Here is a 20,795-nt window from a genome sequence, read left to right as displayed (position 1 = left end):
TTGTTGTTAGTTATGGTTTGGTTCACGGATCAACCTTCGGAAGCTCGAAAGGGCTTTCGAATACTAGGTTAAGCGTATGGCAAATTTAAAAGAAATTCGCGCCAAAGTAGCTAGTATCAAGAGCACGCAAAAGATTACTCGCGCGATGCAAATGGTAGCAGCTTCTAAGATGCGTCGTGCGCAAGAGCGCATGGCTCAGGGCCGTCCGTATGCCGAAAATATGCACCGTGTAATTGCTCATTTGGTCCAAGCGAATCCTGAATACAAACATCGCTATATGGTTGAACGCCCTGTAAAACGCGTTGGCTATATCATTGTTTCTTCAGATCGTGGTCTTGCTGGTGGTTTGAACATTAATTTGTTCAAAAAAGTGGTAAAACACGTACAACAGCAACAAGAGCAGTCAATTGAAGTTCAATTTGCTTTAATTGGTCAAAAAGCGGTTTCGTTTTTTAAAAACTACGGCGGTAAAGTACTTGGCGCAACTACGCAAGTAGGTGATGCTCCAAGTCTTGAACAGTTAACTGGTTCTGTACAGGTGATGTTAGATGCATTTGATAAAGGCGAGTTAGATCGTATTTATCTTGTGTCAAACGGCTTTGTCAATGCCATGACTCAAAACCAAAAAATCGAACAACTTGTTCCTTTAGCTGCGGCTGATACGGACGAGGATCTTAACCGCCAATATGGTTGGGATTATCTATATGAACCAGAAGCTGAAGAGCTTTTAAATGGTTTATTGGTTCGTTACATTGAGTCTATGGTTTATCAAGGTGTGATTGAAAACATCGCATGTGAGCAGTCTGCTCGTATGGTTGCAATGAAAGCTGCAACTGACAACGCAGGTGATCTTATCAAGAGCCTACAACTCATTTATAACAAGCTGCGTCAAGCCGCGATTACTCAGGAAATTTCTGAGATCGTTGGTGGTGCCGCTGCCGTTTAACATTATTTTGAATTGAGGAGACAGCAATGAGTAGCGGTCGTATCATTCAGATCATCGGCGCGGTTATCGACGTCGAGTTTGAACGCAATAGCGTTCCTAAGATCTATGACGCTCTCCAAGTTGACGGTACTGAAACTACTTTAGAAGTTCAGCAACAACTTGGTGATGGTGTAGTTCGTACCATCGCAATGGGATCTACAGAAGGTCTTAAACGTGGTCTAAACGTATCTAATACTGGTGCACCTATTTCTGTACCTGTAGGTACTGCATGTTTAGGTCGTATCATGGACGTTCTTGGTCGCCCAATCGACGAAGCTGGTCCAGTTGCGACTGAAGCGCGTTTGCCGATTCACCGTCAAGCACCTTCTTATGCTGAACAAGCTGCTTCTACTGATCTTTTAGAAACTGGTATTAAAGTCATTGACTTACTTTGCCCGTTTGCTAAAGGTGGTAAAGTTGGTTTATTCGGTGGTGCCGGTGTTGGTAAAACTGTAAACATGATGGAATTGATCAACAACATCGCGAAAGCTCACTCAGGTTTATCTGTGTTTGCTGGTGTTGGTGAGCGTACTCGTGAAGGTAATGACTTTTACCACGAGATGAAAGATTCTAACGTTCTTGACAAAGTAGCAATGGTCTACGGTCAGATGAATGAGCCACCAGGTAACCGTTTACGCGTAGCGTTAACTGGTTTGACCATGGCTGAATACTTCCGTGATGAGAAAGATGAAAACGGTAAAGGCCGTGACGTATTGTTGTTCGTTGACAACATTTACCGTTACACATTGGCTGGTACTGAAGTATCTGCTCTTTTAGGTCGTATGCCATCTGCAGTAGGTTACCAACCGACGCTTGCAGAAGAGATGGGTGTTCTTCAAGAACGTATTACATCGACTAAGTCTGGTTCGATTACATCTATCCAAGCGGTATATGTACCTGCCGATGACTTAACAGATCCATCGCCTGCAACTACATTTGCTCACTTAGATGCAACTGTAGTATTGAGCCGTGACATCGCATCTTCTGGTATTTACCCAGCGATCGATCCACTTGACTCTACTTCACGTCAGTTAGATCCACTTGTTGTTGGTGCTGAGCATTATGAAATTGCACGTTCTGTACAGAACGTATTGCAACGTTATAAAGAGCTTAAAGACATCATCGCAATCTTGGGTATGGACGAGTTAGCAGAAGAAGATAAGTTGATTGTTTACCGTGCGCGTAAAATCCAACGTTTCTTCTCTCAACCGTTCCACGTAGCTGAAGTGTTTACTGGTGCTCCTGGTAAACTTGTACCACTTAAAGAAACAATTCGTGGCTTTAAAGGTCTTCTAGCTGGTGAATACGATCACATCCCAGAACAAGCGTTCTATATGGTTGGTGGTATTGACGAAGTGATCGCTAAAGCCGAGAAGCTTTAATTAGCAACTCTAATTTAGGAGATTCACATGTCGACTATGCAATGTGATGTTGTAAGTGTTAATGAGTCTTTGTACTCAGGCACTGTGACAATGCTTATCGCAAAAGGTGCTGGCGGTGAATTGGGTATCATGCCTGGTCACGCTCCGTTAGTCACCTTACTCAAGCCGGGCGCAATTCGCGTTCTGCTTGAAAACGGTACAGAAGAGTTAATCTATGTATCTGGTGGTGTTCTAGAAGTTCAACCGCATGTTGTTACTGTGCTTGCAGATACTGCAGTTCGTGCTGACAACTTAGATGAAGCTGCAATTCTTGAAGCACGTAAAAATGCTGAACAATTGCTTGCAAATCAAAAAAGCGATTTGGACTCTGCTGCTGCTTTGGCTGCTCTTGCAGAAACTGCTGCTCAGTTGGAAACCATCCGCAAAATCAAAAACCGCGCGCTATAAGACGCAGTTTAAGATTGAAAAACCACCCGCGAGGGTGGTTTTTTTATGCGATTAATTTATGGATGGTTCAAATTTTTAACAACTCATCATGCTAGAAACTTATCCTTGGGGAGTATCCAATAAAAATTGTGTTTGTATAAATTGACTATAATCTTCACCTAAAGTTAATTCATAGTCTTTAAAAATGTGTCGACGAGTTGATACTGTCGACTGTTTAGTTTTTGGATTAAAACCAATTTTTTCAATATCTTTCCAATATAAACCTGTACCACGCTTCTGCCATGCAGGTAATTCATTGAAGTTAATGTCACGGCTAAAGAGTAAATCATGCTTCTCTTGGCGAGATAATCCTTTTACTTGGTCGGTTGCATTTTTTATATTTTCTCCTTCCTTGCGCAACATCCAATAGCAATGTGCATTGAGTGCGTTGCGATGAGCATCTTCATGACGCCAACGAAAATAATCTTCAACAGCTTTTGCATTGGGCAGTATACAAATTCGAGCATCAAAAGTTGCCATCTCATCATGTAACACACTGAACTTTGCACTGGCTTCTGCGGCTAAAATAGAAATGATTTTTCGTGTTTTACGATTAAAGCTATCATCTTTTAAATGAAACAGTAAGGAGATTTCATCGCTTTGTGTATAGCCATAAATAATATTAAAGCCACATTGCATTAAGTGAGCTGTTGTTTCGACCATCAAGTCCCTAAAACGGAGGTCAAAGGGCGCTTCAAATTTCCAAATATCTTTGGTGAGTTTGGTAAAGCCACGTCCATCCAAACGCACAACAATATATTGTTCTGGCGGTACACAGAAATCATAAGCTGTTTCATAAACACGTAATCGTGTATCTAGATCATCAAATCTCATGGTTAAACTTCTTCGTTATTCTCATGCTAAAGTTATATTTCATCACTGACTAGTTTTAGCATAATCTAAACAATAAAAAAGGAGATATAGAAGACAATGCACCTCATCGAACAACAAGCGCACTTTTGGGAACTTTATCAAACGCAAGATGACTACTATCTCAGTATTGCTGTAGATATGAGTTCTGTTGTTTCATGTTGGGATATTTATTTAATCGAAGTAGAAATTCTGGCGTATCACAACAAAGGTCGAATTGTGATCGAAGACTTGGCAAATTCAATTGTGGCTGAAACCTATCGTGGAGATTTTTCCAATTTAGCAGCTCGGAAAGTACCTAGAGAAATACAACAACAGATGCAAACCGCATTTAAGACATGGCGGTTGGCTCAAGATTAAATTTTTTATTCAGTTATGACAGTAATTGAAAAGCCATTATTTTCTATTATGTTTACTTTAAACAGCGCATCAAACCCTTCTGAACGATTCGGGACTTCTAATTTATAAAAGGTGGCTTTAACGCCTTTTTCAGCAATATTGGCTTTTCCCTCACGTTGTGCATTACGCTGTAAAGTACTGTCTAAATCCGTTTCAAAATAATATGAAATGACCTCGAAGCCAGCAGTTTTGGCAAGTTGAATATAACGGGCTCGATCGGCTTTGCTTATGTTGGTGTTATCTATCAAGATTTTGGTTTTAGAGGCTATAGCTGCTTCAAACAGTATCTTTTCGCGATGGCGTGTTTTTAGCATATCGAGATTGATACGTAGATGTGTATGGTAAAAATACTGTTGATAAAAAGTAGATTTACCCGAAGCTTGTACGCCTGTGAATAAAATCAGTTGCATGAAACACTACAAAAATACGGTTAATCGGCTATTAAATCATGTTCATGAACTTTGCTACAATCCATTCATTGTTGTAGAAAACCAATAAACTTAAAATGAAAAAATTAGTTCAATGTCAGTATTTATTTTCTGTACTTCTACTGAGTGCTGTTTCAGCATGTCAAAGTCAATTTGTCACTAAACCTAATGCACCCACTGAAGCAAGTTTGGTGGCAAATTCAGTGGGAAATGGTTTAGAAACCGAATTAGATATCGATTATGTTGTGGCATTTAAAAATTTGAAAATGGCCTATGGGCAATGTGTTGCGTTTACTGGCGAAAAAGATTTTGTATTTACGGATAATCGACTAGAAAGAGATTTAGAAATGGGAACCTTGTTTACCCGTACAGAGGGTGGGGCGTATTTATCAAAGACCTTGGTGGAATCGATTGGAAAGAATAAAACCCGTTTAACGCTATTTTTGCCCACAAGTTATAAGTCTGCTCAAGCTCGTTTTAAGTTAGATGCTAAACGCGCGCTAGGACTAGACCCATCATGTAATGTCGCAAAGCCAAGCTAAGACTAGTCTGTTCAAATCTAATTAACTCTGCTCAGAGGCTTGTTCTGTATTTGATCTAGGGATTATCATACCTGCAAGTTTAAGCATATCTAATTGGATGGTATTCATTTGTTGTTCGATTTTCTTAAAATCAACTTTTGAAATGTCTAAATCACCGTTTAACAGTGCTGAGTTAAGCACTTGCTTATTGGCCTGTAGCACTTGTTGGCGGATACCATCAATCTCTTGGCTTTTTAAATCTAATGAAATCAATGCTGTGTTAAAGCCTTGTAGTTCACGAGTCAATGTTTTGACAGATTGTTGCAGCTCAGCTTGATTTTGCGATTGTATCGCTTGTTGTAAGTTAGCTTGGCTTTGCTGTAATTTTTCAACATAATCACCAGTTTTCAGCTGTACGTTGGCAACATCACGTGCGATATAAAACATATTGCCTTGTTTTAAATCTTCAGTAGTTTTTGCTATTGATTGATTATTATTGTTTGAGTCGGATGTATTTTCACTTATTTGCGCAGATTCAATCGCTTGAGCGTCATCTTGTTGCCGTGATTGTTCAGCTACTTGATTGCAGCCTAGCAGTAACATGCCTGAAATAAAAATAACAAAAGGCAAAGCCGCACCTTGTAAAAGCTTTTTCATCGTTGTCCAAAAGTAATTTAATCTGTTAAGAATTAACTATAATTTGCAAAAGTGTAGAGATTGAGGATTGTTGCAAAGGGCATACAGTCTGTAACTTTAGAGATTCATTTTTACTCAAACAAAAGCAAAAAAAGAGTGCATTTTTAGCACGCCATTGAAGGTTGTTGAAATTTAAAAATTGTGAATAAAGCTAGAGGCAGTTTTGATCGAAAATATAAAATTTTCGATCAAAACTGCAAAACATATAAATTTATTTAAAGCATAGTGCTTTTAATGCTCGATCTATTTTGCTAATTCAGCTTCAATCGCAGATGTAATTCGTGGATCATCAGCAGTGATATCTGGTGCAAAACGTGCCACGATTTCGCCATTTTTACCGATTAAGAATTTTTCAAAGTTCCAAAGGACTTCAGGTTTTGGGTTTGGTGTTAGGCCATAATCGACTAAGTCTTTCCACCAAGGGCCTTCACCAATACGCTCAGGGATTGCATGAATTAAGCTGTCATAAAGTGGATGCTTATCATCACCTGCAACTGAAATTTTAGCAAAAAGTGGGAAGTCGACATTGTACGTTAAAGAGCAAAATTGCTCGATTTCATCATTTGTTCCTGGCTCTTGTGCAAGAAAGTTATTTGCAGGAAAGCCGAGGATTTCTAAACCTTGATCTTTCTTTTCAGTATATAGTTTTTCTAAACCTTCATATTGTGGAGTAAGGCCACATTTAGATGCAACGTTAACGATTAAAAGAACTTTACCTTGATATTGATTCAAGGTCGTCGCTTCACCTTTGATGGTATTGACTGGGATGTCATAAACGGAATTGCTCATAGGGGTATCCTTAAAAATCAAAAGACAGTGATTAGAAATATGTCTAATGTTTTAGCGATATTCCAAGATCTCAGCAAGTTACATTTGTATATAAGTGTAATAAAAAAGCAGATCATACGATCTGCTTTTAAAAAATGTATCAAATTTAATCGATTATGGTGCAGCGTTTGCTTTGGCTTGAAGTGCTTGCATTTCAGTTAACAGACTTTGTTGTAACTCAGTACCTTTCTTTTGTAGTTCCATGATTTTTTGTGGATCTGGTGAAGTCGCTAAACCAGCTTCAGACATTTCAACGCCTAGGTTATTTGACTCTTTCATTTTGTCACGTACAGCTGCAACTTCAGTACTTTTAAGTGCTAAACCATCAAGATCTTTGTTGAAACCGTCCACATAAGTTTTCATTTTATCGACAACACCTTTCAGTGCATCTTTATCACCCTTTTGTGCAGCTTGCATCACTTCTGTTTGGAAGTTCAAAGCTTCTTTAGCTTTCGCTGTAGACATTGTTTGAAGTGCAGTTAAATCGCTTTTGATATCAGCAGTATTGTTGGTACTTAAGGAAACCGCAGCTGCAGCAGGTTTGCTCTCAGTTCCTGAAGCTGAATCAGCTGGTTTTTTATCACATGCAGTTAAAGCAAACGCTGAAGCACATAGTGTAGCTAGTAGTAATTTTTTCATTTATTCGAACCCTTCATTATTTAAAATTCTTATGAATTTGACGGTAATATATACAAATTCAAAAAGTTATATGCTTAATCTAGAGCATAAGATGCAAAATGCACAATTTTAAGGCAATTTTCCATAGTATTTTTGTATATAAACTTATCAATAAAGTGGAAATAGATTGTTTGAAAAATGTCCTAATCTTAAAGATTTCGCATTTGTGCTGGGGTTTGATGGGTATAACGTTTAAAAAACTCAATGAAGCTGGACGTGTGTTGATAGCCGAGATCTAAGCTAATTTTTTTAATTGAGATGCCTTGTTGGATCAATGAAATTGCATAAATAATCTTGGCGCGATTACGCCATTCAGACAGCGAAAGTTTAAGGTGCTCTTGGCTAAGTCTAAGAGCGTGCCGTTCAGTAATTTGGAAAGTATCGAGAATTTCCTGAAGGCTTTGGGGAAAGCGTGTTGTATCTGACAAATGCTCAAGAATGGGCTTGAGTGTTGGATGGTTGGTCTGCGGTAAATAATGCTCATAACACACACTATTTTGGATTTGATCCAGCAACAGTTCTAATAAGTGTTGATAATAGGGAGAGGATGGAATCCCTTGTTTCTGCTGTTCTAAAACCTCTTCAATAGTATGGCGTAAAAAAGGGCGAATACTTAAAGTCTTCGTGCTTTGGGACAAACTTTGACAAAGCCGGGGATGAATACGGATACAGATATAATGCGTCAGTTGATCATCCACAGCAGTACAACAATGTTCGGTTTGCGGTGGAATCCATAAACCATAACTTGGAGGAGATAGATAGGTTTGTTCTGCGACGTTGAGTTCTAGAGTCCCATTTAGACTCAAATTAAAATCACCCCACAAATTTGAATGGGGTGTAACCACATCATGCTTTTGGTAGAAAAATTCTTCTACAGAAATCAGCGCTGAATACATAGTTGAAAAGACTTAACTCTCACATTGGATGGCATTGTTTTCAGCTTTGGGATTATTTAATCCACGACTCAGCGTGAAGATTGAAATAAAGGCCAAAAGAATAAAACTCAATACACTATACAATAAAATGTTGGCATTAAAATGGTCAACAACATAGCCACCGATTAATGCACCTGTTGCAATCATAACTTGGAAGAAACCGACAAATAACGGCATGCCTTTTTCTACAGCTTGTGGGGCATGTAAAAACATCCAAATATTGGCAGTGGTTGGAAATGCGCCAAATGCAAAACCCCAAAGCGCTGTAAGAACAAATGCGCCTGATGTATGTATGGCAAATAAAGGAAAGCCAAAGAATACAACCGCAAAACAGATGGCAACGAATGCAAAGGTATAACGCACATTCAAATTACCGCTATAGCCAGCAAAAGCATTACCAAAGATACCTGCGATACCAAATAATAACAGTAGAGAACTGATGGTAGCGCTGTCAAAGCCTGCTGAATTTTTAAAGAATGGGGTTAGATAGCTATATGATGAAAAATGAGCTAAACCAATCAACAAAATAATAATCAAACCTTGTCTGGCTTTACTGATTCTTAGCAATGCGGGTAAGTCTTTAAAATGAATGGCGGATTCAGGTTTTAAGCTCGGGATAAATTTAATTCCCAACAGTAAAACAACGAAGCCGATGGCGGAAGTAATTCCAAATGATGTTCGCCAGCCATATGCGTCACTTAACCATGTCCCAATCGGTACACCAAGAACAGTAGCTAAAGTCACACCAGCCATGACTGTTGCTGTTGCTTTAGCAATAGGTAAATGGGTTGGCGCTAAACGACCACTTAAGGCAATTGCAGTCGCCCAGAATCCACCAATCGCAAATCCAAGAATAAAACGGCTCAGCAGCAAAATCTCAAAAGTTGATGCAATTGCAGTGATGGCATTGGCAAACACCATCGTTGCAGACAGTGCTAGAAGTAAGTAACGCCGATCTAAATTTTTGACTAGAACGGGAAGTAGTGGTGCTGCTATGGCGGCCATAATTCCTGGGAGGGTGATCATCAAACCTGCTGTACCAACAGATACTTGTAAATCACTGGAAATATTGTTGAGTACCCCAATCGGGAGAAACTCGCTGGTGACCAAAGCAAAAGCGGTAATTGCAACGGTTAATAGCGCCAACCAGCTCCCTTGGCTACTGGGGGGAATCTCAGACGACTGTGGTTCTGAAACTTCTGATTGCATCATATTCATGAAAATATATTCCTGCTGTAAAGCGAAAGTATATGGAGGTGTTTTTTAATTCATTAACGATCGTTATAAAAATAAAATATTTGATTAATTTTGTGTTGTCAATTAATTTAATAGTGTTCGTTATAAAAATATATGTGAAAGTTATGGCTGATTCTGAAAAACATGCTTTAGTCGCTGAAAAACAAGCACCTAAGCGTGGGCGTGGTCGTCCTAAATGTTTTGATGAACAACAAGCGCTACAAAAAGCTATGTTGTTGTTCTGGGAATATGGCTATGAATCCACATCGATGAGCGACTTAACCAAAGCCTTAAATCTTACTGCGCCCAGTATCTATAGTAGTTTTGGTGATAAATCACAGTTGTTTCATGCCTGTTTAGAATACTACTTAAAGCATGAGGCATGCCCTTTGGAGGTGATTTTTCAACAAGCCAAAACGGCAAAAATCGCCATTGAAATTTATTTGTATGAAAACCTTAAAAAACTGGTTCAACAGAATAAACCGACGGGTTGTATGTTGGTTACCGCAACCATGAATTGTTCACAAGAACATGCACCCATTCAGCATGATCTCTTGCTGAAAAGACAACAAGTCAAAGAAAATATTTATCAACGTTTGCAACAGGGTGTCAAAGAAGGTGATTTAAATCCCCACGCCAATATTCAGGCGATGACAGATTATTATTCAACGGTGATTCAAGGTTTAACCATGCAAGCCCGTGATGGGGTGAGTACTGAACAGTTACAAAGTGTAGTGATTTTGGCAATCAAAACTTGGGAATTATTCTAAGTTTAAAACGAATAAAATAGCATTTGTCTGAATAGCCCTATAGATGTCTGAAATGCCATATTTAAATTTATTCCGACTTCATCGATAATTATTTCCAGATCCTATTCGATAGTCAAGATTATGTATAGCAATTCAAAACCCATGTGGTGGGCAATCAGTTTACCGATTATTGCAGTATTGATTTGGTCAATGAATATTGCAGTGACACGTTATGTTTCGGATTATATTTCGCCTGTCAGTATTAGCTTTTATCGCTGGTTAGTGGCATTTATTATTTTGACTCCATTTATGTTGCCCCAAGTGTGGAAGCAACGTCATTTGGTTAAACAACATTTTATGCAATTTGTGGTGCTGAGTGCTTTTGGTATGTTTTTGTATCAAGGTTTAGCATATAGTGCAGCGCATTACACCACAGCAACCAATATGGGCATTATCAACGCCTTTATTCCGGTATTTACCATTTTTGTTTCGATTCTTATTTTACGTGAAATTCCCAATCGCTTTGCTGTAGTCGGCAGTATCTTGTCCTTTCTCGGTTTGTTATATGTGATTGGCCGAGGGGATTTTAGCAACTTGACTCAATTGGCAGGGCACTCTGGTGATTTGATCATGGTCTTGGCCGTGTTCTTTTATGCTTTTTATGGAGTCTTTCTAAAAAAATGGCAATTGAAAGTCCCATTACTGCTGAGTCTCTATGTGCAAATTGCATTGACCTTAGTCTACCATTTACCGTTTGTAGTTTATTATGGGATTGATGCGATTAACCAAGGTAATGTTGCCAGCGTTTTATATGCAGGTATATTACCTTCTCTTGTTGCACCTTTATTGTGGATGATGGCTGTACAATATCTAGGTCCAAATCGAACCAGCATTTTTATGAATTTAATGCCAGTATTTACTGCAATCATTGCCTACTTTTGGTTGCATGAGGCTTGGACGATGTCGCATACGATTGGTGGTATTGTTATTTTAGTAGGAATAGCATTGGCACAAAAAAAGTCACTTAGTGTCAAAAAAAGTACATTATTGAGTTAAAATTCAAAGTATTTTGAGTGAAAAATGTTCATTTAAAAACTTATTTTTTACGCTTTTTAAGTATTAAATCTGAGCAAAATTTGTTTTTTAATTAGTGATTTATCTATTGAAAATGCAAATAATAAAACAAATTTAAACACTTAGTTTTATTATTGAAATTGACGTTATTTGCAATTCACTAAAATGAACAGATATTGCTCAGAAGAATATATTTGTATTCAAAAAAAAATTATAGGATAATATTTTCATCGTAGCGAATTAAGAATTTCTTAATTAAATTGTTCTACACTGAATTTTTCATACCCTCTGGATGTGTTTAACGCATCCTTTTTTATACTCAGCCAACCCTATATGTGGCTGAGTTTTTTTTTGCTTTTTTATTGGCAATATTTAAACTCATGATTGAGTGATATTTTAAAGTGTTTAAGCGCGAATCACTTGTGCAGTGCATGCATCGATTATTTTACTTGGCTCGCCACTTAAACCAAGATCACCATTTAAATAATTCAATTCAGAACCAAAATATTGACTGGCTTGTTGTAAAGACCTTGCAGGTTCCAAACCTGCCGAATTTGCACTGGTCGACACAATAAAACCATTAAAGGCATTACATAAGGCAATACACAAAGGATGATTGGTTACACGAACTGCGACCTGAGCATGCTTGCCTTTAATCCATTGTGGAATTTTATCATCAGCTGGAAGTAGCCAAGTTGTTGCACGTTCTGCTCTAGAGCGTTGTGTCCATGATTGAATGATTTGTTCACGAATAATAGGGTCAATTTCTGTCAATAGATGCTCAACTTGTGAGAGTTGTCCTGCCAATAAAATGACACCTTTCTCTATAGGGCGTTGTTTAAGCCTTAAAATTTCTAAAAAAGCCTGTTCATTGAAAGGATCACAGCCTAACCCCCATACTGCCTCTGTTGGATAAGCCAAGACTTTACCTTGTTGAAGAATTTGTGCAGCTTCAGCAACTGAGGTTGTAATCATCTATGTTTACCTTGCCATTTCGTAGAATAAACTACTATTGTGAACCTTAATAACTGACTCGGCAACGTAAGTACAGCCCAGATTGTTGAATACAGTGACCCAGAAGTTCTAATTCCATGAGATCGCTTGTGAGTTGTGCTATTTTTAAATTTGAACTTTGAGCGAGGGTATCTAAATCTTGTCCAATCCAATCCAGCAACTGATATAGGTTAAATAAATGCTCAGGAATTTGTGGCATTGGGGATTGGGATTCAGGTTGTTGTGCGCAGTGCCATTGGGTTGGAAGTGCTAGATCTTCAACAATCTGTTCTGGATGGTCGACCAGAATAGCACCTTCACGAATGAGTTGATGACATCCTTGATGATGTTCTCCATAAATATGCCCAGGAATTGCAAAAATCACTTTGCCTTGTTCGGCGGCGGCTTGCGCCGTAATCAGTGAACCACTGCCGAGTTGGGCTTCTGCGACAACAACACCTAAGCTTAAACCACTCACGATTCGATTACGATAAGGAAAGTTTCGTTGAATAGGCTGAGTTTCTGGTAAGTATTCAGTTAGGATTGTTCCTGCATGTTGCAAAATTTGCTCTTGTAACTGTCTATTTTGGCTCGGATAAACCAGATCTAAGCCTGTACCGATCACAGCAATAGTTCGATGATGTTTTAGTCCACCCATGTGTGCAGCTTCATCTATTCCCAACGCTAAACCACTGGTAATAAAAAAGCCTTTTTCACTCAGATAGTAAGCAAAATCATAAGCCACTTGTTTTCCATGAGGACTGGCCTTTCGACTACCTACTATGGCGATTTGTGGTTGACTTAGATTTTGGAATGAACCTTTACCAAACAGAATAGGGGGATGATCATGATAAGGCAAAAGTTGTTGAGGGTAATGAGGATCAGTATCTAAAAGAATAAAATCAGTATGCTGTTGAATTTTATCGAAGCAAACTTGAAATTTGGATTGCCCAAGCGCAGTGAGAAATTCCTTGGCTCTTTCAAGATGGTTTTTATGAATTTTAGCTTCAGACCAGCGGTTTAAATTTTCAGGTTGCAGTGCTTTTACGATGGAACCAAAATGTGTTTCTAATTTACGAAAAGCGCTGAGCGAATGTTGAACCAAATACCAAAGTCTGATGGCATCATATTGGTCATTGGATATTTGCTTCAACATATTTAAATCACATCATGAAAAACTTAATTGTCTGCAATTGCAGGCGGTTTAATTTCAGCACCCATTTTAATAGGTAAATTACTTTCCAAAATATAGGCATAGCTGAGGTGATCAAAACTCTTAAAGATCATCAGTGTACCAATTTTTTGACTTGGTAGCTTCACCGACTCTTTGGTTTTTGGGTCACGGACTGTTTCACCTTGTTGGTAAATACTAAAGACCTGTCCAGGTTTAGCACCTTGTAAGCTCCCACGGTCAATGGTGACTACACTATATTGCGCTGCTGTACCAATTGAACCTTGTACACGAACCACTTTACCGCCACTGGTGACTTCATTGGTGGTGGTTGGATAGAACAAACTTGGTAATTCGGCATCATAGCTTGGCAGGACATAATCGCCCTTACGCACTTCAGCATTATAACTTTTGGTTAACTCAAGGGTGGTGACATCATTTTCACCAGCCGCCGCAGTTGCAGAAGCAACCTCAGTTAATTCCATGCCCGCATTAAACTTTTTTCCTTCAGCATTGAGGAAAGTATAAGGTTTGCCTTCACGATAGATCCCATAACGTTGACCCACGACTAAGCCATTTCCACGCGCATAAACGGTTTGTCCTGCACCCGTAATCACACGATTATCAGCAGCACCGATGGTATAAGGAATGTTCTGTAAAGATTCAGGATTGACTACAATACTGTGTTCTAACCACGGTTGAATATCTGATAATGGAATCACTGAAATCGCATTATTTAAGGATTCAACGCGTATTTGAGGGCGTAAAGATGTCCCACCTTGATGACGACGGATAATTCCATCACAACCATCACCTTCATCTACACCAATCAGTGGGCGACCATCTAGAGTACACAACAATAATTTATCGCCAGGATAAATCCAATGTGGATTTTTAACATGCTTATTGCTTGCCCAGATTTCAGGCCAGCGCCAAGGCTTGCTTAAAAATTTCCCCGCAATATCCCATAACGTATCACCACGTTTCACCACATAGACATTGGGTGCGCTGGATTTCAGTGCAGGTGGATTGGTGTTTGGACTTGCGTGTGTCGTTTCCATGTAAGTGAATCCTGCACTTAAACATAGTGTCACAGCAAGTAATTGTTTCTTGAACCCCTTGGCATGAAAGTTCGTTATGCCAGTTAAAACCTTTTTCATTATCATAATTCCTAAAATTATGTCTCTATATGCGTTATAATACGCATATTACACACATTTTTTTAATGAAGCATATTCTTCATTTAGTTTTAAGATCAATGGCATAGCAACAGAGGGTACAGTATGGCCTTATTACCTATTTTAAGTTTTCCTGATCCCCGTTTACGCACCATTGCAAAACCTGTCGATGTGGTAACTGATGAAATTCGCCAGTTAGCAGCAGACATGTTTGAAACCATGTATGAAGCGCCAGGTATTGGTCTGGCTGCTACACAGGTCGATCAGCATATTCAGCTTATCGTAATGGATCTGTCTGAAGACAAAGACCAACCTATGGTGTTCATTAACCCCAAAATAACACCGCTTACAGAAGAAACCTTATCTTATGAGGAAGGCTGTCTTTCTGTTCCTCAAATATACGATAAAGTTGAGCGTCCGTCACGAGTTAAAATTGAAGCAATTAACCTTGAAGGTCAAGCTTTTGAAGTCGAAGCGGATGATCTATTGGCGGTATGTATTCAACATGAAATGGATCACTTAAACGGTAAATTATTTGTGGATTACTTATCCCCTTTAAAGCGTCAACGTGCGCGTGAAAAAGTGGAAAAAGTGGTTCGTCAGCGTGAAAAGCAAAAAGTTCCAGCAAAACGTTGATCTGAGTCAGTTGAATTTTAAAAACTTTTAAAATTTTCCTGCAATACAAAGCCCAATTTTGTTTGGGCTTTGTTATACTCTGGCTCGAAAAATGTTGAGACGAATGTTTTGTTGAGAATAGGTTTACTGCTCGGTTTTACCGCAGTTTTTTTACAGATTGCTGTATTTTTACAGCCTTTGCTACCGAAGCAATATCAAATTGCGCCGGTCTGTGAAACTATTACTCAAGCTTTAGTACAAAGTCATTTCTACGAAAAGCATCAACATAGCACTCATCATCAACATCAATCTGTATCTTCTGCACATGAAGCTGCCAGTCATGACCATCTGTTGGCCCATGCTGAGCATGCAGTGCCAGAGCAACCAAGTTCACATCACCATGATGCGGGTCACCAGTGCCAATACTGTACAGTCTATGGCAATCTGGTTTTACCTCCTGAACTTGAAGTCAAAGAAATATTAGATCGTATTCAAGTGCGACTGGTTGCATTTCAAAAAGCATTTCGACATGTCTATTTTGTATTGCAACGTTTATTTTTACTTCCTCAAGGGCGAGCCCCGCCACTTTTCGCATAAATCAAAAACTTAATTTTTAGGGTCTTCATTGACTCCAGCCTTGTTTAATTTATGATTTAAGAGAAAGAAAATGGCTCAACCTCAATTCTTTTTACAGCCTTTAGCGGCTGCGGTTTGTGTTGCTTGTTATTCTACAGCGACGTTTGCACACGATCAGGAACATGCAGCTCAACTTGCTCCAATCGTGGTTACAGCACAGTTAAATAATGATGCCAATGGTTTGATTATTCATGCTGATCCAAAACAGCCGATTCAACCTGTACCTGCCACAGATGGTGCTGATTATTTGCAAAGTATTGCAGGCTTTAATTCGATTAAAAGCGGTGGAACCAATGGAGATGTCACATTCCGCGGCATGTTTGGTTCACGGATTAAAATTTTAACAGATGGTACCGAAAATCTAGGCGCATGTCCTGCACGCATGGATGCACCTACATCGTATATTCAACCTGAAAGTTTTGACCGTATTTCGGTGGTAAAAGGGCCTCAGACAGTCCAATATGCCAATACAGGTTCAGCAGCCACGGTGATTTTTGAACGTCAAAAACCAACCTTAACAGATGATAAAAATTATCAAGGTCAAGCCAGTGTTTTAGCCGGTTCTTTTGGACGTTTGGATCACAATATTGAAGCTGTTGTAGGTGACAGTAAAAAGTATATGCGTATCAATGCCAATCGTTCTGAGTCAAACAGCTATGAGGATGGTGATGGCAACAAAGTACCTTCTTCTTGGGAACGTTGGAATACTGATTTAGCCTTAGGCTGGACACCCGATGAAGATACATGGGTTGAACTGACAGGTGGTAAAGCCGATGGTGAGGCTGAATACGCAGGCCGAACCATGGATGGTTCTCAATTTGCACGTGAAAGCTTAGGCTTACGTGTTGAAAAGAAGAATTTAAGCCCTGTGATTAAAAAACTCGAAGGGCAAGTGGACTATAGTTATAACGACCATATTATGGATAACTTTAGTTTACGTACTCCACCAATGACACATGATATGAATACACATCAAATGGTGTCGAATCCAATGGCAATGCAGGTGACACGCCGTACTTTAAATAGTCGTTTAGCCATGACCAGTGAATGGGATAAGCTCAGTTTAATTACTGGGGTGGATTCTCAGCTGAACAAACATGGTGGCAGTATGTCATCACCCACCATGCCATCCATGAATGTTGCATTTAGAGAGGATATGCGCTTCCAATCTTATGGTGCTTTCGGAGAAATGACCTATCGATTCAATGATGCTTATAAATTGGTGACAGGTGCACGAATTGATCAAGTTAAAATTGATGCATTAAAACTGAATGATCAACGTAAAGAAACTTTGCCAAGTGCATTTATTCGTTTAGAAAATCAATATCCTGAACATAATGCCAAATCTTATATTGGTTTAGGTTATGTGGAACGGGTTCCAGATTATTGGGAGCTATTCAGTACTGCACATGGTAATACTGGTATGTCTAAACCGACGTTTAATGATCTAAATACTGAAAAAACTTTACAGTTGGATCTCGGTTATCAATACCAACATGATGCATTGAGTGTATGGACATCAGCATATGCAGGGCTGATTAATGACTTTATTTTATTGAGTTATCATAATCATCCAAAAGCTGGAATGGGTGGGCATGATCACGGTTCTTCATTCAGTGCTGGGGCAAAAAATGTCGATGCAACTATCGCGGGTGCTGAAGCGGGGATCGGTTATCAATTTACTGATGCGATTCAAGCGGATTTAAGTGCAATGTATGCATGGGGCGAAAATACTGATACACATAAACCATTGCCACAAATTGCGCCTTTAGAAGGTCGTTTGAATTTACGTTATGTTCAAGATAAATATTCTTTAGGTTTATTATGGCGTGCAGTGGCGAAACAAGATCGTATTAGCTTAAATCAAGGTAATATTGTCGGTTACGACACTGGTGAAAGTAAAAGCTTTACCACCTTGGCATTGAATGCGTCATATAACATTCAAAAAGATCTAAATCTTGCTGTTGGTGTCGACAATGTCTTAGATAAAACCTATACCGAGCATTTAAACAAATTGGGTGTAGGTGCGGATGGTCAAGTCGGTACTCAACAATTTAATAATACAGGGCGTAATTATTGGGCTCGTATTAGCATGAAATTTTAATTGATTTAAAACTGAATTTTTACAGAAATATGAGGATGTTCTATGAGTAATGACAGTAATAAGTTGTCACCTGAAAAATCGTTTTGGGGATGGAAATTGCTGATAATCGCAATTATTTTAAGCTGTATTTTTATGGGAATCTTCTATTTGGCGATTACCAACGAGCCTGACTATATGCCAAGCCAAAAACAGAATGCAGCTCAGCAACATGATATGTCTAAGATGAGTCATGAAAGTATGCCAAACATGGATCATTCGGCTTCTGAAGCAACACATTCTCATTGATGAATGGGTAATGTGACGCGAAGTCATGTAATGTGAAACAAGGGGAGGCCAATTGGCTTCCCCTTGTTTTTTCGAGTGTTTCTATTTGATGATAAAGTGCGTTTGCTGGATAGATCTTACTGATGCATACTCGCTAACTGTTTCCCCGCATTTTGATAAAGTTTGAGTGCATATTCTTGTTCTGCACGACCATTCTGTTGCAAATATTGATCCAGTTTGTCGATATGTTTAGCACCACGGTAGAGCAGGGTGTTTTTTGCAATTAAATAAAGCGGATACCAAGCCAAAGTACGTGGCTTGAGTCCTAGGTTTTTCATTTTACGTTGCCCAATAAAAAACTGAGTAATATCCAAATGATTTTGATAGGCCTTTTTTTGCAAAAAGGAATTGAAGTGTTTGTAATGTCGTTCAAAAGGCTCTTTGGATAAGCTGATGGCTAAAGCTTTGCTACTTTCATCGGCCTTGGGGTGGGCATAATTCATCCATTGCAGTAGTTTCCATGCGTCAGACTCTTTGCTGACTAGCCATTTTTCATCTACTCCCATTAGCCAGCCTGTATATTTCCAAAAATGCATGATGGCTTCTGATTCGATTTTGCTTGGAAAAATACCAATGGCTCTGACACCGAGAAGTAACACCGCACTAAATGCGATATTGGTCATGGCTTGATCATATTGATTGATCGGTGCTCCCCAAATATCGTTATCCCAGTCTTTGGATTTATTGAGTTGATGCCGTACCAGCGAATGAATAAAACGCACATAAATGGTTGAAGTAAAACCATTATTAAAACGAGAGAAACTATCTTGTTGATTGACATCAAGCCACCATTTGTGGGTTTCAGCTAAGCGTTTCCCCGCATATTTATGTAAAGCACCCGTCATAATTAACGGTTGATTAAAACCTGGGTATTGATAACCCGTCATTAAAGCCACATCGCGTAAAATAAAAGTGCCATTTGTCCCTAAGCGATGGGTAAATTTGATTGCCGTTTCAATTTTAGCTGGATCAAGCCAAGTCGGCGCTTGTTCAACCATTTTAAAAAAATCAGTTAATTCAGGGATATCATTGGGAAGTTTATCCAAACCTTGATACAGGGCTGTTTCAAAAAGTTTTCTATTTTGTCTTGGATTAGTCATTACCCAATCCATAACTTTATCCATCGCGATATCACCAGTCTGTAAGGCACGATTGAGTGAAAGATATTCGTCATAACTGGGTTGTAGCTGCTGGTCTGTAAAATAATAAAAAAGCTTAGACTTCATATTTGTTTGTGCCATGGTCTCAAATGAGGCAAGGCGTTGTGGCTTAATTAATGTTTGCATTTTGAGCATGACCTGATTATTGTTTAGTCAAACTCTAATATGAATAATTATTCGCATTCAATTCGCATTTTGGAGTAAACCGCAAGATGAGAAAACAACCACAACAACAACGTGCTCGAAATGTCGTAGATAGTATCTTGGAAGCAACTCAATTATGTGTTGCTGAATATGGCTTAATCAATGTCACCACACCCAAAATTTCAGAAAAATCAGGTGTCAGTGTTGGTTCTATCTATCAGTATTTTGGCAACAAAGAAGAAATTATTCAGGAGCTTTTAAGTCGTAAAAGTGAGCAGTTGGGGCTTGCACTGAAACACATTGCGATTAGCCAAGAAGGATTGAGCTTAGAAGAAATTATTCCACTTAGTATTCAATTCGGTTTTGACATGATGAAAGCTGATGGTGGTTTTTTTATTGAAGTGTTGAAACATTGGCATGGTTATAACAATTCAGAAGCAGCAAAAGTGCTAGAAAAGCATTTCTATGAAGTGGGATTGTATGTATTTAGCCGTTTTTTTAATCATTGGAGTTTTGAAGTACTTAAAAATAAATCCTTTGTGATTATCAATAGTACGCTTTTTACAATGATGCGTTATGTCAGTCATAATAATTTTCTAATTTCAGAACAGCAGCTCAAAAAAGAATTAACTTTGATGATTCTGGCTTATTTAGAGCAAGGCGCCAGCCCTAATCCGCTTTAAGATAGTCTTTAATGGTGGTAAGGATCCATAGATTGTACTTGATCTATATAGACATACATCCAAATACGACTAAAGCTTGGTTTTATAGAACCCATTTTATAGAGTTGGTTTTATAGAGTGAGTTTTATAGTGTTGGTTTTAGCGAGTCTAATTGTTTGAGTTGGGGCAGAACATTGATCTATTTATCGGGAATTGTTGGATGCTTCTATTTAATAATAAAACTGATCTATTTCCTTATATAGATTTTAATCGCCGTATCTCTATTAAATTGTATTTATAACAATGCTAGGGGCATACAAGAGGCCGTTTTACTTGTTTTAGCGAATATATGATGGGGGTATTGGTTTTTTTATTGCTGTGTTTTTATGCAAAAAAGCAGATTTTTAAAGAAAAAGTGCTGTTTTAGAGGAATAAATAAGCAAGTGATAGAAAAAATGAAAAATAATTAAAAAAAGGGGTTGTGTTGGGAATGGAATGCTGTAGAATGCACATCCATCGGCGGTGATGTTAAATAAAACTT

23 protein-coding genes are annotated in these 20,795 nt (G+C 38.6%); 12 read left to right on the top strand and 11 right to left on the bottom strand.

What is annotated here, in order from left to right; all coding sequences use genetic code 11:
- Window positions 1–76 precede the first annotated feature (76 nt).
- Genes atpG through WFN33_RS14515 form a run of 3 tightly spaced genes read left to right on the top strand, consistent with a single transcriptional unit; the run spans window position 77 to window position 2,814 of the window.
- Window positions 77–946: a F0F1 ATP synthase subunit gamma gene (atpG, locus tag WFN33_RS14525; protein ID WP_004723421.1), complete on the top strand. Its 870-nt coding sequence runs from the start codon at window positions 77–79 to the stop codon at window positions 944–946.
- Between the two features lie 26 nt (window positions 947–972).
- Complete coding sequence (atpD, locus tag WFN33_RS14520) at window positions 973–2,367, top strand: F0F1 ATP synthase subunit beta (RefSeq protein WP_004723420.1); 1,395 nt, start codon at window positions 973–975, stop codon at window positions 2,365–2,367.
- Between the two features lie 27 nt (window positions 2,368–2,394).
- Window positions 2,395–2,814 (top strand): F0F1 ATP synthase subunit epsilon, encoded by a 420-nt coding sequence (locus WFN33_RS14515; RefSeq protein WP_056518359.1) that lies wholly within the window; start codon window positions 2,395–2,397, stop codon window positions 2,812–2,814.
- A gap of 99 nt (window positions 2,815–2,913) precedes the next feature.
- Here the strand turns inward: WFN33_RS14515 and WFN33_RS14510 are convergent, their stop codons facing one another.
- Complete coding sequence (locus tag WFN33_RS14510) at window positions 2,914–3,687, bottom strand: tRNA(His) guanylyltransferase Thg1 family protein (protein ID WP_336953755.1); 774 nt, start codon at window positions 3,685–3,687, stop codon at window positions 2,914–2,916.
- Between the two features lie 96 nt (window positions 3,688–3,783).
- On the opposite strand from WFN33_RS14510, the gene WFN33_RS14505 reads away from it, so the two are divergent.
- Window positions 3,784–4,083 (top strand): hypothetical protein, encoded by a 300-nt coding sequence (locus WFN33_RS14505; protein ID WP_336953754.1) that lies wholly within the window; start codon window positions 3,784–3,786, stop codon window positions 4,081–4,083.
- Window positions 4,084–4,088: 5 nt separating this feature from the next.
- Here WFN33_RS14505 and WFN33_RS14500 read toward each other — a convergent pair whose 3' ends face one another.
- Window positions 4,089–4,532: an ATP-binding protein gene (locus WFN33_RS14500; protein WP_336953753.1), complete on the bottom strand. Its 444-nt coding sequence runs from the start codon at window positions 4,530–4,532 to the stop codon at window positions 4,089–4,091.
- A 95-nt stretch (window positions 4,533–4,627) separates the two neighbouring features.
- Between WFN33_RS14500 and WFN33_RS14495 the strand changes: the two genes are divergently transcribed.
- Window positions 4,628–5,092: a hypothetical protein gene (locus tag WFN33_RS14495; RefSeq protein ID WP_336953752.1), complete on the top strand. Its 465-nt coding sequence runs from the start codon at window positions 4,628–4,630 to the stop codon at window positions 5,090–5,092.
- 21 nt (window positions 5,093–5,113) lie between these two features.
- On the opposite strand, the gene WFN33_RS14490 is transcribed toward WFN33_RS14495, so the two are convergent.
- The 5 genes from WFN33_RS14490 to WFN33_RS14470 all read right to left on the bottom strand — a co-directional run bounded on the left by WFN33_RS14490 (window position 5,114) and on the right by WFN33_RS14470 (window position 9,420).
- Window positions 5,114–5,728, bottom strand: a complete 615-nt coding sequence (locus WFN33_RS14490; RefSeq protein ID WP_336953751.1) for a hypothetical protein — start codon at window positions 5,726–5,728, stop codon at window positions 5,114–5,116.
- 282 nt (window positions 5,729–6,010) lie between these two features.
- Window positions 6,011–6,556, bottom strand: a complete 546-nt coding sequence (locus WFN33_RS14485; protein WP_004723411.1) for a glutathione peroxidase — start codon at window positions 6,554–6,556, stop codon at window positions 6,011–6,013.
- Window positions 6,557–6,709: 153 nt separating this feature from the next.
- On the bottom strand, window positions 6,710–7,234 hold the full coding sequence (locus WFN33_RS14480; protein WP_336953750.1) for a hypothetical protein: 525 nt from the start codon (window positions 7,232–7,234) through the stop codon (window positions 6,710–6,712).
- A 188-nt stretch (window positions 7,235–7,422) separates the two neighbouring features.
- On the bottom strand, window positions 7,423–8,169 hold the full coding sequence (locus tag WFN33_RS14475; RefSeq protein WP_336953749.1) for an AraC family transcriptional regulator: 747 nt from the start codon (window positions 8,167–8,169) through the stop codon (window positions 7,423–7,425).
- 12 nt (window positions 8,170–8,181) lie between these two features.
- A complete protein-coding gene (locus WFN33_RS14470; RefSeq protein ID WP_336953858.1) occupies window positions 8,182–9,420 on the bottom strand; it encodes an MFS transporter in 1,239 nt (412 codons plus the stop codon).
- A gap of 149 nt (window positions 9,421–9,569) precedes the next feature.
- On the opposite strand from WFN33_RS14470, the gene WFN33_RS14465 reads away from it, so the two are divergent.
- Together WFN33_RS14465 and WFN33_RS14460 are read left to right on the top strand one after the other, a co-directional pair.
- The gene (locus WFN33_RS14465) at window positions 9,570–10,214 is read left to right on the top strand and encodes a TetR/AcrR family transcriptional regulator (RefSeq protein WP_336953748.1); all 645 of its coding nucleotides are present in this window, start codon (window positions 9,570–9,572) and stop codon (window positions 10,212–10,214) included.
- Between the two features lie 141 nt (window positions 10,215–10,355).
- Window positions 10,356–11,249, top strand: a complete 894-nt coding sequence (locus tag WFN33_RS14460; RefSeq protein ID WP_336953857.1) for a DMT family transporter — start codon at window positions 10,356–10,358, stop codon at window positions 11,247–11,249.
- 423 nt (window positions 11,250–11,672) lie between these two features.
- Here WFN33_RS14460 and WFN33_RS14455 read toward each other — a convergent pair whose 3' ends face one another.
- Genes WFN33_RS14455 through WFN33_RS14445 form a run of 3 tightly spaced genes read right to left on the bottom strand, consistent with a single transcriptional unit; the run spans window position 11,673 to window position 14,591 of the window.
- Window positions 11,673–12,242 carry an L-threonylcarbamoyladenylate synthase gene (locus WFN33_RS14455; RefSeq protein WP_336953747.1) on the bottom strand — a complete coding sequence of 190 codons (570 nt, stop codon included), beginning with the start codon at window positions 12,240–12,242 and terminating at the stop codon, window positions 11,673–11,675.
- 46 nt (window positions 12,243–12,288) lie between these two features.
- Window positions 12,289–13,416 (bottom strand): DNA-processing protein DprA, encoded by a 1,128-nt coding sequence (gene dprA, locus WFN33_RS14450; protein ID WP_336953746.1) that lies wholly within the window; start codon window positions 13,414–13,416, stop codon window positions 12,289–12,291.
- 23 nt (window positions 13,417–13,439) lie between these two features.
- Window positions 13,440–14,591: a LysM peptidoglycan-binding domain-containing protein gene (locus WFN33_RS14445; protein ID WP_336953745.1), complete on the bottom strand. Its 1,152-nt coding sequence runs from the start codon at window positions 14,589–14,591 to the stop codon at window positions 13,440–13,442.
- Window positions 14,592–14,714: 123 nt separating this feature from the next.
- On the opposite strand from WFN33_RS14445, the gene def reads away from it, so the two are divergent.
- From def to WFN33_RS14425, 4 genes are all read left to right on the top strand, one after another.
- Window positions 14,715–15,245 (top strand): peptide deformylase, encoded by a 531-nt coding sequence (def, locus tag WFN33_RS14440; protein ID WP_004723400.1) that lies wholly within the window; start codon window positions 14,715–14,717, stop codon window positions 15,243–15,245.
- 69 nt (window positions 15,246–15,314) lie between these two features.
- Window positions 15,315–15,821, top strand: a complete 507-nt coding sequence (locus tag WFN33_RS14435; RefSeq protein WP_390883735.1) for a DUF2946 family protein — start codon at window positions 15,315–15,317, stop codon at window positions 15,819–15,821.
- A gap of 70 nt (window positions 15,822–15,891) precedes the next feature.
- Window positions 15,892–17,964, top strand: a complete 2,073-nt coding sequence (locus WFN33_RS14430; protein WP_336953744.1) for a TonB-dependent copper receptor — start codon at window positions 15,892–15,894, stop codon at window positions 17,962–17,964.
- Window positions 17,965–18,006: 42 nt separating this feature from the next.
- Window positions 18,007–18,249, top strand: a complete 243-nt coding sequence (locus WFN33_RS14425) for a hypothetical protein (protein WP_056518382.1) — start codon at window positions 18,007–18,009, stop codon at window positions 18,247–18,249.
- A 116-nt stretch (window positions 18,250–18,365) separates the two neighbouring features.
- Here WFN33_RS14425 and WFN33_RS14420 read toward each other — a convergent pair whose 3' ends face one another.
- A complete protein-coding gene (locus tag WFN33_RS14420) occupies window positions 18,366–19,574 on the bottom strand; it encodes an oxygenase MpaB family protein (protein ID WP_336953743.1) in 1,209 nt (402 codons plus the stop codon).
- Window positions 19,575–19,660: 86 nt separating this feature from the next.
- Here WFN33_RS14420 and WFN33_RS14415 point away from each other — a divergent pair, with 86 nt between their 5' ends.
- Window positions 19,661–20,275, top strand: coding sequence for a TetR/AcrR family transcriptional regulator (locus WFN33_RS14415; RefSeq protein WP_336953742.1), 615 nt, complete (start codon window positions 19,661–19,663; stop codon window positions 20,273–20,275).
- The last annotated feature ends 520 nt before the right edge of the window (window positions 20,276–20,795 follow it).

Source organism: Acinetobacter sp. AS167 (genome assembly GCF_037152175.1).
GTDB lineage: Bacteria > Pseudomonadota > Gammaproteobacteria > Pseudomonadales > Moraxellaceae > Acinetobacter.
Note: the sequence above shows the minus strand (reverse complement) of the source record. Positions and strands in the feature narration are given on the sequence as shown.

Bases quoted from the DNA above. Each gene is read 5' to 3' on its own strand.
- atpG (WP_004723421.1), top strand. From the start codon at position 77: ATGGCAAATTTAAAAGAAATTCGCGCCAAAGTAGCTAGTATCAAGAGC.
- atpD (WP_004723420.1), top strand. From the start codon at position 973: ATGAGTAGCGGTCGTATCATTCAGATCATCGGCGCGGTTATCGACGTC.
- WFN33_RS14515 (WP_056518359.1), top strand. From the start codon at position 2,395: ATGTCGACTATGCAATGTGATGTTGTAAGTGTTAATGAGTCTTTGTAC.
- WFN33_RS14510 (WP_336953755.1), bottom strand. From the start codon at position 3,687: ATGAGATTTGATGATCTAGATACACGATTACGTGTTTATGAAACAGCT.
- WFN33_RS14505 (WP_336953754.1), top strand. From the start codon at position 3,784: ATGCACCTCATCGAACAACAAGCGCACTTTTGGGAACTTTATCAAACG.
- WFN33_RS14500 (WP_336953753.1), bottom strand. From the start codon at position 4,532: ATGCAACTGATTTTATTCACAGGCGTACAAGCTTCGGGTAAATCTACT.
- WFN33_RS14495 (WP_336953752.1), top strand. From the start codon at position 4,628: ATGAAAAAATTAGTTCAATGTCAGTATTTATTTTCTGTACTTCTACTG.
- WFN33_RS14490 (WP_336953751.1), bottom strand. From the start codon at position 5,728: ATGAAAAAGCTTTTACAAGGTGCGGCTTTGCCTTTTGTTATTTTTATT.
- WFN33_RS14485 (WP_004723411.1), bottom strand. From the start codon at position 6,556: ATGAGCAATTCCGTTTATGACATCCCAGTCAATACCATCAAAGGTGAA.
- WFN33_RS14480 (WP_336953750.1), bottom strand. From the start codon at position 7,234: ATGAAAAAATTACTACTAGCTACACTATGTGCTTCAGCGTTTGCTTTA.
- WFN33_RS14475 (WP_336953749.1), bottom strand. From the start codon at position 8,169: ATGTATTCAGCGCTGATTTCTGTAGAAGAATTTTTCTACCAAAAGCAT.
- WFN33_RS14470 (WP_336953858.1), bottom strand. From the start codon at position 9,420: ATGATGCAATCAGAAGTTTCAGAACCACAGTCGTCTGAGATTCCCCCC.
- WFN33_RS14465 (WP_336953748.1), top strand. From the start codon at position 9,570: ATGGCTGATTCTGAAAAACATGCTTTAGTCGCTGAAAAACAAGCACCT.
- WFN33_RS14460 (WP_336953857.1), top strand. From the start codon at position 10,356: ATGTGGTGGGCAATCAGTTTACCGATTATTGCAGTATTGATTTGGTCA.
- WFN33_RS14455 (WP_336953747.1), bottom strand. From the start codon at position 12,242: ATGATTACAACCTCAGTTGCTGAAGCTGCACAAATTCTTCAACAAGGT.
- dprA (WP_336953746.1), bottom strand. From the start codon at position 13,416: ATGTTGAAGCAAATATCCAATGACCAATATGATGCCATCAGACTTTGG.
- WFN33_RS14445 (WP_336953745.1), bottom strand. From the start codon at position 14,591: ATGAAAAAGGTTTTAACTGGCATAACGAACTTTCATGCCAAGGGGTTC.
- def (WP_004723400.1), top strand. From the start codon at position 14,715: ATGGCCTTATTACCTATTTTAAGTTTTCCTGATCCCCGTTTACGCACC.
- WFN33_RS14430 (WP_336953744.1), top strand. From the start codon at position 15,892: ATGGCTCAACCTCAATTCTTTTTACAGCCTTTAGCGGCTGCGGTTTGT.
- WFN33_RS14425 (WP_056518382.1), top strand. From the start codon at position 18,007: ATGAGTAATGACAGTAATAAGTTGTCACCTGAAAAATCGTTTTGGGGA.
- WFN33_RS14420 (WP_336953743.1), bottom strand. From the start codon at position 19,574: ATGCAAACATTAATTAAGCCACAACGCCTTGCCTCATTTGAGACCATG.
- WFN33_RS14415 (WP_336953742.1), top strand. From the start codon at position 19,661: ATGAGAAAACAACCACAACAACAACGTGCTCGAAATGTCGTAGATAGT.